This window comes from Marinilabilia salmonicolor JCM 21150, assembly GCF_000259075.1.
GTDB lineage: Bacteria > Bacteroidota > Bacteroidia > Bacteroidales > Marinilabiliaceae > Marinilabilia > Marinilabilia salmonicolor.
Map to the genome: position 1 here is coordinate 36,189 of NZ_AJKI01000020.1, position 13,332 is coordinate 49,520.

Genomic DNA, 13,332 nt, shown 5'->3' on the forward strand with positions numbered 1-13,332 from the left:
ATTAAAATATTTTATAGATCCTAACAGCATTCAAGACAGGACTTCCTTTCTCAGCTTCAAATCTGATATCAATCCCTTTATCCGAATTAACATTAACAGAAAACTTCTTGATGACTGCCGTTTCAAAACCTGCTTGATTGGCCAGATTCAGATTATCAAGAACGAGCTCTTCATTTATATAAACATCGAAGACCCGAACCTCGGCACCAGCATCTATTTGATCATTCCCCAAATTATAGGCCAATGCTTCAACTTTCTTATCAGTTTCTAATTCGGCCCAATAAAGATATACCGCATACTTCCCGTTAGGAACATCAAATTTGAAACGATCCAATCCTTTTCTTTGGGTTTGAAAAATCGGATCGTGATCAGTATTTTTTATTTCATTGGCAAAAGCTGGTAAACTTCCATGCCAGGTATTGGGAGCATTTATCTCACCTCCAACATAGCCCCAGCTTCCAGAAGTGTAGGGTTGCTCTGGTATCCAAACCATTCCGGCATCCCGGTCTTCAAAAAACCGTTTTGAACCAAGAGAAACATTAACAGAGGCAAAATCCCCTTCAATTTCTCTTAAATCGTATGGTACCTGGGAAAATTGCACATTCAAAATATCCCGAATTTTTTGGGAGCCAAAAGTCCCAATTGCTTCAAGTGTATTCTCACCATGAACAAACGGCACTTCAAAAACTACAGTATTATCAATAACAGCTTTTCGTCCCAGACATACATTATTATGATAAAAATCTATACTATCTGAATTTGAAAAAACTTTTACCGGTTGAAGAGTAATACCTTCCTCATTAGCTCCCCCTCCACGGTATTTCCAGCTCTTACTTCCAATCAAAACAGTATTCCTACCGGAAAAACGAGCGGTATAAAGCTGATATGGGTCTTTCAACTCCCGGTCTATACCAGTAATACCTTTACTATTAATATGAGGAACAGCATCACCTCGCAACTCTGAATGAAAATCATTCAGATTCCAAATATTTGCTCCATTAACAAATGATCGTTCCAATATAGCTTCAAGATAGTGCTCATGATACATATTTGCATATTCGACTGTGAAATCGAAACGTTGAGGTTCAAAAGAATGCAATCGAGGATCAGCGCCTGCTCCATATTCTGAAACAAAAACAGGAATTTCAGGATACTTAGCATGAAAGTCGTCAAGGAAATTATCAAATCCGGAAAAATTCGGACCATACCACCCTGAATAAAGATTCCATCCCACCAATTGAGGAATTTCTATAAGGTTAGCATCCTCATAAGCAGATAAAGAACCATGAAAAACGAGCATCGATTTTCGATAAAGATCTTCCTTTCGAATGGTTTGTTCCAGTAAATGTCCGTATTCCTCGACCGATGTACAATATGCATCATATTCCTTTGAATTCTTATCATATGGAGGTCTTAACATAATCTCATTCATATAATTCCATATCAGGACAGAAGGATGATTAAAGTTTTGTCGAACCATTTCTTTGACCATTTCAACTGATCGATTGAAAAATTTCTCTGTTTCAGTAATTCTGTTTACAGAAGGGATCTCCACAGATGTAATTATTCCTAACCTGTCACACATTTCAAGAACCACCGGATCCTGGGGATAATGTGAAATCCGAAGAAAGTTTCCTCCCATTTTTTTTAATAACCGAATATCCCGAACATGCATCTCGTCACGCAAAGCATTGCCCAATCCTGCAAAGCATTGGTGTCTGTTTGTTCCAATCAACTTTAAGGGCTTACCATTGATAGAAAACCCGTTTTCCGGATGAAACTCATACCATCTAAATCCTAATGAATTTGTAACTTCATCCAAAACCTCATTACCATTCTCTGAAATAATCCGGGTAATCACCTTATATAGTTGTGGAGAATCTGGATCCCAAAGTGCAGGATGATCAATTTTCATATTTTGAATATCTGTCACTTTCTGTACTTCGGGATTTATTTTTGCTTTCGTCCAATGCTGGCCAATTTCATGGCCTGAAGGTGAAATAATTGTATGATGTATTTTTATTCTTTTACTTTTATCCGAATGGTTATTAATTTTGGTTTTAAGTATTAAAGATGCATTTTCATCTGATACTTCCGGAGTGGACAAATAAACACCGGACGAACCATAATCTGTCGCACTTATATGTGTATCATTTTTATAAATAATTGCAATATCCCGGTAAATGCCTCCGAAGAAGGTAAAATCAGCAGATAGAGGAGGGATATTTTCAGAATGAGAATTATCTACCTGAATCGCAAATAAATTTTTCGCCCCCGCATTGATATGCTCGGTAATATTAAAAGAAAAACGAGTATACCCACCTTCATGTGCACCAATAAACTCACCATTAATCCACACTTTAGTAACTTGATTAGCACCTTCGAAATATAAAATGACTTGCTTATTTTCGGCCTCCTGCCCAATATAAATATCACGTCTGTACCAACCCTTACCCCTGTAATAACCAGATTCTTCATCCACAACATCTTTGTCATTCCAGGTATGAGGAACATTTATTTTCATCCAGTCTGCATCGTCAAAATTAACCTTTTCAGCACCTTGAAAATCTCCCTTGAAAAATTTCCATGATTCATTAATTGTATAGTATTTACTCTGCCCCAACATAAAAAAAGGAAGCAAGCAGAAAAGACCAAAGAGGATAGCCCTATTCATCGTTTAAGTTTTTAAATAAAAAGAGAGAATCAAAAAAAGAAAATTAATTTTCCCTGGTGAGTTCAGATCACCAAGGAAAATTTAAGATCCTAATAACCGGGATTTTGCTCCATCGGGTAGGTCAAATTGGCATCGATAACTTTCTGCGGAATGGGAAAAAGTTTATCCCTTTCTGTCACATATTGTCCACCATTATGATTGTATAGTCTGGTTCTCTCTAACCATTTACCGGTTCTCAATAAGGTATATCTTCTTTCTTCCTCAACGACGAGCTCTCTGGAACGCTCATCAAGGATAAAGTCAATATCTACTTCACCGGAACTAATCTCAGGAGCATTAGCTCTTCTTCTTACCACATTAATGGTTTCGGCAGCACCTGCTTCATCTCCTAACTGAAGTTGAGCTTCAGCCTTCAACAAATAGGTATCTGCCAACCTGAGATAGGCCTGATCATTAAAATTCTCATTTCCATTTACATCTCCGGCATGTGAAACCTCCCACTTTCGGGAATGGGGCCAATCTCTTCTGTTTCTGGTCTCATAAGTAATATCCTCACTCCAGTCCATTCTGATTGTATCCCCGTAGCTATATCCTTCAGGCAATTGATCTGCTTTACCCGTATCATTTTGATCAGCATCTTTCAGGATATAAAACTTCCTGATAGCGTATTGCGATCCTCTGTCATCTTCTGCATCATACAAATCGATTGCAAACTTGGTTAATGCCATTCTCGCCCTGGGGCGCCCCCCCCGGTCAAAAGTCAATTCTAGTGGTGTAACACCATCAATATTCAAGTCATTATACCGGCTGATATGCCAGCGTCTCATGATGCTTCCACCGCCACCAGCAGTCTCAAATTCATATTGCCATGTCCACAGAGACTCGGTATTTCCCTCACTTCTATTGGTATTTCCAGGGTAAAACATATCCATAAATGGAACTCCTGGTTGATCACTTCTCACACCATATCTTTCTGTTATTAACTTATATTCTGGTGTATTAATGCACTTATTCACCCAAAAAAGTGCACTATCCGGCTTATTGTCAATAAGATACAACTCCGACAAATAATGTTGAACAGCTCCCCTGGAAATCTTTCCTTCAACAGACGGTTCTATTGCAAGATGCTTCTCACTAAAAAGAAGATCCTTTTTTATTTGCGCCCAAACCTCTTCAACCGGAGCCCGTTGCCAGTCAGTTTTAACATTCGATCCTTTAGATTCTTCAAGGCTCAAAGGAACATCTCCCCATAAAAAAGCAAGATGCCGGTAGGCCCAGGCTCTTATTGCATGTGCTTCAGCCAGAATACGATTTTTATTTTCTTCAGCTGTCATACCATTTGCGGCCCAATTAATATCACTCTGCTCAGCACGGTGAATTAATGTATTTGCTGCATTTACTATTTCATAAGCCCAATCAAAGGTTGCAACCATATCCCAGTTAGTGGGGTTATTTCTTTCACCCCACTGCTGTGCAACTCTTGCAAACCCATCGGCATGATTAGTACAAAGATTATCATTCCCGTTCATCATTATTTCCCCCAACAAATAATTGGGTCCATTTCTTCCTTCACGCTGTTTTCTAACCAGACTATACATTCCGTTCAGCCCGTTTTCAAACCCATCAACGCTCTCATAAAGAGATTCTGCTGCAATAATATGTGGCGGTTCTTCCACAAGGAAATCCTCTGAACAACTACCAATAATAGACCCCAAAAAGAGTAATCCGACTATTATTCGAGTGAAAATATTAAGTTTCATAATTTTTCTTATTTTTTTTATTAAAAACCAATATTAAGACCAAATACGTATTCTTTCTGCAAAGGGATTCCTCTTTGTCCATCAAGTTCAGGATCCATCCCTCCAAAGTCAGTAATGGTCATCAGGTTTCTACCTGTAAAATAAACTCTTGCTTTACTCAGTCCTATGCGATTCAATATATTGTTCGGAAGATTATAACTAAGTGTTATGTCCTTAATTCTCACAAAACCTGCATTTTCATAGTAATTGGCATTTCCGGAACCTGAACTTGAACCATCTTCAGAATTCGCATAAAAATCATTAGTGGGGTTTTCCGGAGTCCACCAGTTTTTCTTGGTTGTATTTCTGGAAATATCAGTCCAAACATTATCAGTTTTTAAACTATTGTATTTCAACATACCATGCATTCCATGAACAAATACGCTCAGACCAAAATCCTTATAGTTAAAACCATTGTTCAACCCCCATGTAAAATCAGGATCTCTCTGACCTAGAATAACCCGGTCCTCAGCATCAACATCCCCATCTTCATCTACATCTCTAATTTTCACCATACCAGGCTCTGATCCATAAACATCGGCCTCTTCTTCTTCTCCCAACTGCCAAACCCCGATTACTTCATAATCATAAATGACTTGGATGGGCTCATTAATGAACCAACTATTAGCTACATCATCAATTTCATTACCATCCTCATCAAGAATACCATACAGTGATACAATTTCATTATTGGTAAAGGCCATATTTAATGAAGTCGACCAGGAAAAATCGTTTGTCTTAATGTTGGCGGAATTAATGGATAATTCGAATCCACTATTTCTGGTCTCACCAATATTTTGAGTAATTTCACCTATACCATGGATAGGAGAAATAGTCCGGTCGAGTAATAAATCTGTAGTATTGGCAACATAGTAATTCAAATCACCTCTTATTCGACTCTTAAACAAAGCAAAATCAACCCCTACATTAAAGTTCTCTGTTTTCTCCCAGCTTAAATTACCTGTTCCCAGTTTGCTTGGGACATACCCAGGCAGAGTTGTACTTCCAAATACATAATCCTGACCTGACAAACGGGTCAATGTTTCATAAGCACCAAGTGCCTGATTACCATTCTCTCCCCAGGATATCCTTAATTTTAACATATCAACAGTCTCGGAGAATGGGAAAAAGCTCTCATTAGCAATATTCCATCCCAAAGCAAATGATGGGAAAAAGCCCCACTTGTCCTCTTCTCCAAAGCCGGAATAACCGTCACGGCGTCCGGTCAGAGTAAAAAGATACCGGTCATCAAAAACATAGTTAAAACGTAGCATTTGAGATAACAAATTAGTCTTTGAATATCCATATGATGGCTCAATCAAACTGGCCTGATCCGCAGCATACCAGGTAAGTATATCATGAGGAAAGCCCGATGCCTTTAGTCCGTTGCTACTAAAATTATTCTCTTCAAAACTATAAACCCCGGTAAAGAACAAACTATGCTTTCCAAAGTCACGTTCATAGTTCAAAACATTCTCAACTGTATAATTCTCATACTTTGCTCTTAATGTACTGGATTCCCCCTGATTTTCGGCCCCTTGCTTAACATCTCTGCCATAATAAGAGGCATCATCAGTAAATTTATAACGAATTCCACTATTCAACTGATAGCTTAACCCTTCAACAAAAGGAATATCCACCTCGAAGAAATTATTTGAAACCAGCTGATAGGACCTGTCAATATTTGAAATTAAGGTCGCTGCCAGAGGATTAGAAAAATTTGTACTCGCAGGATTGGGATATAAAGTAAGTGTACCGTCATCGTTATAAACTCTGGAAAGAGGATTCATCCAGGTAACATCATAAATACTTGGTGAGATTCCATCCTGATTGGTGTAAGTAAAGGAGGTTCTGGTTCCAAATGTCAGCCAGTCCGTTATATCTGTTTGAAGATTAACTCGATTACTAACTCTCAGAAACTTATCATTGACTGCCAACCCTTTAACATCAAGAATATTTCCGGAGATATAGAAATTCGTTTTTTCATTTCCACCGGAAACTGACAAGGTATGGTTTTGACTTTTCCCATCTCTCAAGGCGAGATCGGTCCAATCAACCCATTCGCCACTTTCATAAATTTCCTGCTCAGCCTCAGTCATCGTTGATGGATTCCTTTCCATTTTAAATTTGTAAAACTCTTCACCATTTAATAACTCTGGAAAATTAGCCATCTTTTGAAGGGAATAATAACCATCATAGGAAATTACTGTTTCACCTTTTCTGCCTTGCTTAGTGGTCACCAAGATGACCCCGTTGGCTCCCCTGGATCCATAAATCGCAGCAGATGAAGCATCCTTAAGAACCTCAATGGATTTTATATCATTAGGACTTATGTCACTTAAAGCTCCTTCATACGGTATTCCATCAAGCACAACAAGAGGATTGTTACTAGCTTTAATGGAGTTTCGTCCCCTGATCAAAATAGAAGAATTGGGAGCTGCCCCGGCGCTATTGGTACTAATTGTAATACCGGGCATTGCACCTTGTATAGCTTGAGTAATGTCCACATTAGGAACCATTTCCAAACGATCTTGGGGAATAGATGCAACAGTACCTGTCATATCACTTTTTCTCATTGACCCGTAGCCAACAACAACCACTTCATCCAATCCAACAAGGTCTTCTTCCAGAGTAACATTAATTTCATTCCTGTCTCCAATCGAAACTTCCTGCGATTTCATCCCGACAAAAGAAAAAATCAGAATATCAGCGGCTTCATCAACCATAATTGAAAAATTACCATCAATATCTGTAATAGTCCCTCCAGAGGTCCCTTTCACTGTTATTGTCACACCGGGTATGGATTCCCCTTGACTGTCAGTCACTTTTCCTCGAACAAGGAGTTCGTCCTGCTGGTTCAAGGGTGCATTGCCAGGTTTTTCCTCATGAGGGAAAATAACCACATGCTTATCAACGATCCTAAAGTCCAGGTTTGTATTGGATAGGATATCGGTGAGTACTTCTGTTACAGTTTCACCATTAGCATCCACATTTACCGGTGATACACTTTTTAATTGTTCGTCCTGATAAAAAAAGCTCAAACCGGTTTGTGCCTCAATAGAACTCAGCACATCAGTAATGGTGCTGTTTTCCATTTTAAGTGTTAACTTCTCATTTTGTGACCAGGTTGTCACAGCAGACAGCTGAAACGTAAGCACTGTCACAAAGAACAAGGATAATTTCATAATTCGAAGAATTCGATTTCCTGCCCAGGAACGTCTTGTCCCTGTGCAATTCCACATTTTTTTCATAGATTTACAATGTTTTAGTTCACAATTAAAACCAACTTCAATGCTGTTGGAGCAGCAGTTGAAGCAATTCATTACGGGGGATGTTGGAGCATTCCCCGTTTGTTTTTAATTCATAGATTCGGATTTTTACTTGTTAGACTTCTGTTTATGTAACACGATATGATTGGGTTTCATTTCCACCTCAATGGGAACGGTAAGATTTACAAATTCAAATACCTGATCCAACCTCAGATTCCTAATGGTACCCGAATAGTGAATACCATTAAAATCTTCCTGCCGGTAATCTATACGTATGTCATACCACCTTTCCAGACGGGTAATAAGATTGTCAAAATCTTCATTATTAAAGACCATCTCTCCATCTCTCCAGGCAGAACTATTTCTAACATCACCCCGCTGTTTCACAAATTGAAAAGTCTCTTTGCTCATGGTCAAAAAGTCACCAGGTTCCAGCGAAATCTTTTCCCCAACGTCTGACCTGACTTTTACAGCTCCTTCCTCGAGTGCAACCTCGACGGACTTATCATTAGAATAATTTTTTACGTTAAATTGAGTTCCGGTCACCCTCACTTCCATTCCACCTGTCTCTACTGCAAAAGGACTAGTCACATCTTCTGCCACTTGAAAAAAGGCCTCCCCGTCTAACTGTACATTCCTCTGACGGCCAAAATGTTGTTCATATACCAGTTTAGAACTGTTGTTCAACCACACCCGGGTTCCATCAGGCAAAACTGCTTCTGTTCGTTGACCTGAATCAGCAACCAGCTCAATCTGAGTATTATCAAAAAGGTAAAAATAGTCAGAAATCATTGACCCAACAGACAGGATAATTGCCACAGAGGCAGCCACTTTCCACCAATTCAAGGTTCGTTTTTTAGACTGAGTAAGTCTGGCACGATTAAAAAAATCATTAATCGGAACAGAATCCGCTTCCTCGTTCTTTTTAAAATAACGATGTTGAATCAGTTTCTTCAGCCTCTGATATTCGATCTCATTTTTCTCATTTGACCGCCATCTCTTTAATTCTTCCTTCTCTTCATCAGTAGATGCAACCATTATATGACGGCCGATTATTTTTGATATATCTTTTTCTCGTTTCATTGTTATCTTACTGTCGTGATTGACAAATTTTGAAAACCTAATCTACCATTTATTATAAGGACACATATTTTTGAGAATATTACTAAATAAAAAAGAGATTTTATTATTCATTTTTCACAAAATATTTATTCAAAAGCAATTATACTTTTAGAAAAAATATCAAACAAGGACATAATATGGTATTTCACCGACCTTATAAATAGGACAGGTAAGATGTAAAAAGGCGGAAAGTCTGGGAGAAATCGCCATCGAAAATACACTGTGTTAAGAGGTAACCCCCACGCCTTCCCTCTTCGTGGTCACTTTGCGATCAGGAAGAGAGGGGTAAATGTTCATTTCTATTTTCCTGAAAGGCTGCCCCAGACTATTACATAAAACCTTCAACACAACAACATTATAGTAGTTTAGCCAGGACTAAAAGAAAGAATGAATAATTTGCTACAGACACAATAAAAAGGATTGTAGGCCGGAGTAGTTTTTCTTAATCGTCAGATCCATGCCCAACGTTTCGCCGATTTTGCGCACGGCAATGGCAATCTGATTATCCACGGTATTGGCAGATATTCCAAGAACCTGGGCAGTTTCCTTTCGGGAAAGTCCTTCTTCGCGCAGCAGTTTGAACACCATTTTACATTTTGCCGGCAATTCCTCCACAGCAGAGTTCAGTGTTTCAAGCATTTGCTCAGAAATCAAATCATCCTCAGGCGTATTTGCATAACGAGTAAGCTCCACCTCTACATCATCTAATGAGTCAGTGTGCAAATAATGCTCTCTGCGAAGAACATTGTAACACAGATTCCGTACCGCAACAAAAAGATAAGTATTCAGATTTTCTATTTGATCCAGCGTTTCCCGTCGTTCCCAAAGTTTGAGGAAAACGTCCATAACAACCTCTTCAGCCAGAGCATCCTCTTTAAGAAAAGAAGCAGCAAATCTCTTAAGTCTCAAAAAATATTGATCCAGTAATTCTCTGAATCTGACTTCATCATGATGTTTGAGTTGCAAGGACATTCAGCGCGGATTAATTAACATTTATTTACAACGCCCAAATATATAAAAATATTATGCATTGCTGATCCTAGCGGGCTTCATTCTTTTGCTCTACGAATAGGACATCTACCCCCAAATACACCCGCTATAACCCATGTTACGTAAAAGATTACTTCTGTAGCAATATCCATAAAAATCAACCATCCCTTTCAGTTTTGACACATCATTTACAGTATTGGTAACCCAGCTGATATTAAAACAGAACTACATACTCTAAATTTATATCTCTTACTTCTATAATACTTCAATCATGAAAAATTTAATTTTTATACTATTCGTATTTCTCTTTATTTCCGGATGTACATCAAACTACTCATCCAGAAAAGTTGGATTTCTAGCCACTTCATTTGATGTGGAACGCTTTCGAAAAGAAGCCGGTTATTTTAAAGAGCAGCTGGAAGCTTATGGTTATGAGGTCCTCTTGGAAGATTGTGAAGAAAACCATGCACTCCAGTACGAACGAGCCAAAGAAATGCTCGAAAAAGAACTGGATATTCTGGTCGTAATTCCTGTGAACATAAACACAGCACATAACATTGTCGATCTGGCAAACAACGAGGGTGTTCCCGTGGTTGCATACAATAGGATGATCATGAATGCAGATATAGAAATGTTAATCTATAGCGACAATTACTTCATCGGAAACTCCATGGCCTCCTGTCTTCTGGACAGTGTTAAAACGGGGAAAATAGCACTCCTGGCCGGAGATAAGATGGACCCTAACGCGGTGGAGCAAAAAAATGCCATAGACGAAGCCATTCGTAAACACAAAAAAAATAATGAGTTAGAAATAGTTTACGATACATACATCGAAGATTGGAATGCAGATAATGCAGCATTCGAGCTGGAGCAAGTACTCCAGGTTTATCCCCTCGACGGAGTTATTGCAGGGAATGATGCCATGGCAAACGCCAGTATTGAACTTATAACCAAAAGAGATCCTGCCTTTAAAGTCTTTGTTGTTGGTCAGGATGGTGATAATATCGCACTGGAAAACATTGCGAACAGACAACAGGTTGCAACCGTTTACCACCCCTATGATAAACTGGCGGGTAAAGCAGCAGAAATAGTTAGAGATTTATTGGAAAATAAAACTACTGAAGAGCACATCAGTGGAAAAGTTTTCAATGGATTAAAGGATGTTCCGGTGGTAAGGATCAAATCAGAAGTGATAACCCGGAAGAATGTTGAGGAATACAGAAACAATTAATACAAGCCGATATGGACTATATTAAGCACTGCGCATTATTTAATTAGTGAATTAGAGAGCCGGCATGCCCTTTTTGTAAATACCTTAAAGTGCATGACTCTTACCATATCCAATCAAGTGAAAATCTGGATTTCGAAACTATTTGAAACCAAAAGAATGCTCGGGAACTTCCCGCAAGCCTACTCCCACCTGGCATTAATTGACACAGCCATGTTGCTGGCCGGTGGAGAAATATCCAGTGAGGAGAAGATTTTGGGGAATATTGGGTAAGAAAACACCTGATTTCCTGATTGATATAAAACAAACAGGGGCTGCCCAATACTTTTTGGACAGCCCCTGCTTATTTATATCATTTTCTTATTTTAATAGTCCGTTAAAAAGAATATAAACGCAAAGACACAATGACGCAAAGTTTTTATTATGAGAGAGTTATGTACTGCATTGTAGTTTGTGTAAACCATTGATTATTAATTACTTCTAATCCCGAAACTTCGGGATAACAGAGTATTATTATTTCCACACAGACTTCAGTGATTTGAATTTCACATCAGCATAAAAAGAATTATTCTCCCCGGTTAATACCAACTCATTGTAGATTTCCTCAGGGAAAACCAGATTGGTCTGACTGGAAAGACCACCATTGACAAAAATCTCAACAGAACTCTGATCGACTATTATTTGAAGATTTAGCATCTCCTCCCGAAAATCGACCGGGCTCTCAATTGATTTGCGAAAAGCACCTGAGAAGTTCGATGTTCCGGATTCGGTCCGGTCAAAAGTTAACATTCTCCGTTCAATATCATACCCAATCGTTACAAGTTCACCATTGGAGTTTTGCAACTTCAGAATATTTCCTGAATTCGAAAACCCGCTAATGGAAACCGATAATTCATAAGCATCAGGAGCATCTATATCCAAATTGACATTATTCGTCACCTGACCGTCAAATAATCCAGTCTCATTTTCGGATATCACATTAATCTCCTCTACAATTTTAGAACCAACGATCAGATGCCCGTCCGGATAAGTGTCAAGAAAAAGCTCTCTGGGAAGTGTCATTGCACCTCTGAATACAGAAGCAGGTGTTTGTCCGGCATACTCCCAATTGCTCATCCACCCCATAAAAATACTCCTGCCCTGAGGTTCATTGCTCCAGGTCACTCCTGCATAATTGTCTTTTCCGTAATCGAGCCACAAAGGGTAAGGAGCATTGTCAGGAATAAACTCATTCCCGTCAAAATCACCAACAAAGTATTGCGTGCCGGTTCCCCCGTTGGGTGCGCCATTGGTACTGACAATCAGCACCCATTTTTCCTCACCATTATAGTCCATTGATATCAAATCGGGACATTCCCAAACACCATAAGGCAAGCCTTCATAATATTCAAACGCACTCAGTCTGTCCCAATTCAGCAGGTTGGCGGAACCATAAAACGTAATAGAATTATAGGTCGCCAAAGACATGACCCATTTTTCGGACTCTTCGTGCCAGAAGACTTTAGGATCACGAAAATCATTAATTCCGGGATTGGGGATTACCGGATTTTCTGCATACTTTTTGAAGGATCGCCCTTTATCTGTACTATAAGCCAGCGATTGAGCCTGTTTATCCCCCGCCGAAGTATAAATTGCAATCATTGCATTCTCCCCAAAACCGGCTGTGTTGTTCTTGTCAATCACAGCACTCCCCGAAAATATTGCTCCCAGATCATCAGGAAATATTGCAACCGGAAGATGCTCCCAGTGAAATAAATCTTCACTAACGGCATGTCCCCAGCTCATATTTCCCCAGTTAGTTCCCAATGGGTTGTGTTGATAAAAAAGATGATATTCACCATCAAGATAAACCATCCCGTTGGGATCATTGATCCAGTTTTTCTCTGCGGTAAAATGGATTTGAGGCCGATACTTTTCTTCATAATCAGCCTGTACCTCCTCGTTTTCATAATCTATTTCATCATTATCACAAGAAAGTGTAACAAACCCAAAAAGAAACAAATACAACAATAATTTCATATCTTTTGATTTAAGTTTCATAGTCTTAAACTTTATTTTTGGCTTAAGTTTATAGTCGTATGTATATTTTTAGAGATTGCTTCTCCCGATTTCGTTCCTCATCGGGATCGCAATGACGCTCTTTCACTTTTTATGGAAGAGGTTGACAGATGGCAGGGCGGCTTCTCCGCCCTGCCATCTGCCAACCTCTTCTCTGTTATCGGTAGGTTCCGTTATTACGAGGGCTATGCC

Annotated in this window: 8 protein-coding genes; 2 read left to right on the forward strand and 6 right to left on the reverse strand. The window is 39.0% G+C overall.

The genetic code is table 11. The features are described from left to right. Position 1 precedes the first annotated feature (1 nt). The 5 genes from W7W_RS0111040 to W7W_RS0111060 form a co-directional block, all read right to left on the reverse strand. Entirely contained in the window at positions 2-2,674 is a 2,673-nt protein-coding gene (locus W7W_RS0111040; RefSeq protein ID WP_010663820.1) for a glycoside hydrolase family 2 TIM barrel-domain containing protein, read from the reverse strand. Between the two features lie 89 nt (positions 2,675-2,763). Then, positions 2,764-4,434: a RagB/SusD family nutrient uptake outer membrane protein gene (locus W7W_RS0111045; RefSeq protein ID WP_010663821.1), complete on the reverse strand. Its 1,671-nt coding sequence runs from the start codon at positions 4,432-4,434 to the stop codon at positions 2,764-2,766. Between the two features lie 20 nt (positions 4,435-4,454). After that, positions 4,455-7,658 (reverse strand): TonB-dependent receptor, encoded by a 3,204-nt coding sequence (locus tag W7W_RS0111050; RefSeq protein WP_157202471.1) that lies wholly within the window; start codon positions 7,656-7,658, stop codon positions 4,455-4,457. Between the two features lie 192 nt (positions 7,659-7,850). Next, entirely contained in the window at positions 7,851-8,825 is a 975-nt protein-coding gene (locus tag W7W_RS0111055) for a FecR family protein (protein WP_025007118.1), read from the reverse strand. Between the two features lie 438 nt (positions 8,826-9,263). After that, complete coding sequence (locus W7W_RS0111060; RefSeq protein WP_010663824.1) at positions 9,264-9,836, reverse strand: RNA polymerase sigma-70 factor; 573 nt, start codon at positions 9,834-9,836, stop codon at positions 9,264-9,266. 289 nt (positions 9,837-10,125) lie between these two features. Here W7W_RS0111060 and W7W_RS0111065 point away from each other — a divergent pair, with 289 nt between their 5' ends. Continuing rightward, a complete protein-coding gene (locus tag W7W_RS0111065; RefSeq protein ID WP_010663825.1) occupies positions 10,126-11,085 on the forward strand; it encodes a substrate-binding domain-containing protein in 960 nt (319 codons plus the stop codon). A 93-nt stretch (positions 11,086-11,178) separates the two neighbouring features. Continuing rightward, on the forward strand, positions 11,179-11,355 hold the full coding sequence (locus tag W7W_RS23510) for a hypothetical protein (RefSeq protein WP_010663826.1): 177 nt from the start codon (positions 11,179-11,181) through the stop codon (positions 11,353-11,355). A gap of 240 nt (positions 11,356-11,595) precedes the next feature. On the opposite strand, the gene W7W_RS0111075 is transcribed toward W7W_RS23510, so the two are convergent. Then, positions 11,596-13,122, reverse strand: a complete 1,527-nt coding sequence (locus W7W_RS0111075) for a glycoside hydrolase family 32 protein (protein ID WP_010663827.1) — start codon at positions 13,120-13,122, stop codon at positions 11,596-11,598. Positions 13,123-13,332 lie beyond the last annotated feature (210 nt).

Excerpts from the sequence above, each read along its gene's own strand:
- W7W_RS0111040 (WP_010663820.1), bottom strand. The coding sequence starts at position 2,674 with ATGAATAGGGCTATCCTCTTTGGTCTTTTCTGCTTGCTTCCTTTTTTT.
- W7W_RS0111045 (WP_010663821.1), bottom strand. The coding sequence starts at position 4,434 with ATGAAACTTAATATTTTCACTCGAATAATAGTCGGATTACTCTTTTTG.
- W7W_RS0111050 (WP_157202471.1), bottom strand. The coding sequence starts at position 7,658 with ATGAAATTATCCTTGTTCTTTGTGACAGTGCTTACGTTTCAGCTGTCT.
- W7W_RS0111055 (WP_025007118.1), bottom strand. The coding sequence starts at position 8,825 with ATGAAACGAGAAAAAGATATATCAAAAATAATCGGCCGTCATATAATG.
- W7W_RS0111060 (WP_010663824.1), bottom strand. The coding sequence starts at position 9,836 with ATGTCCTTGCAACTCAAACATCATGATGAAGTCAGATTCAGAGAATTA.
- W7W_RS0111065 (WP_010663825.1), top strand. The coding sequence starts at position 10,126 with ATGAAAAATTTAATTTTTATACTATTCGTATTTCTCTTTATTTCCGGA.
- W7W_RS23510 (WP_010663826.1), top strand. The coding sequence starts at position 11,179 with ATGACTCTTACCATATCCAATCAAGTGAAAATCTGGATTTCGAAACTA.
- W7W_RS0111075 (WP_010663827.1), bottom strand. The coding sequence starts at position 13,122 with ATGAAACTTAAATCAAAAGATATGAAATTATTGTTGTATTTGTTTCTT.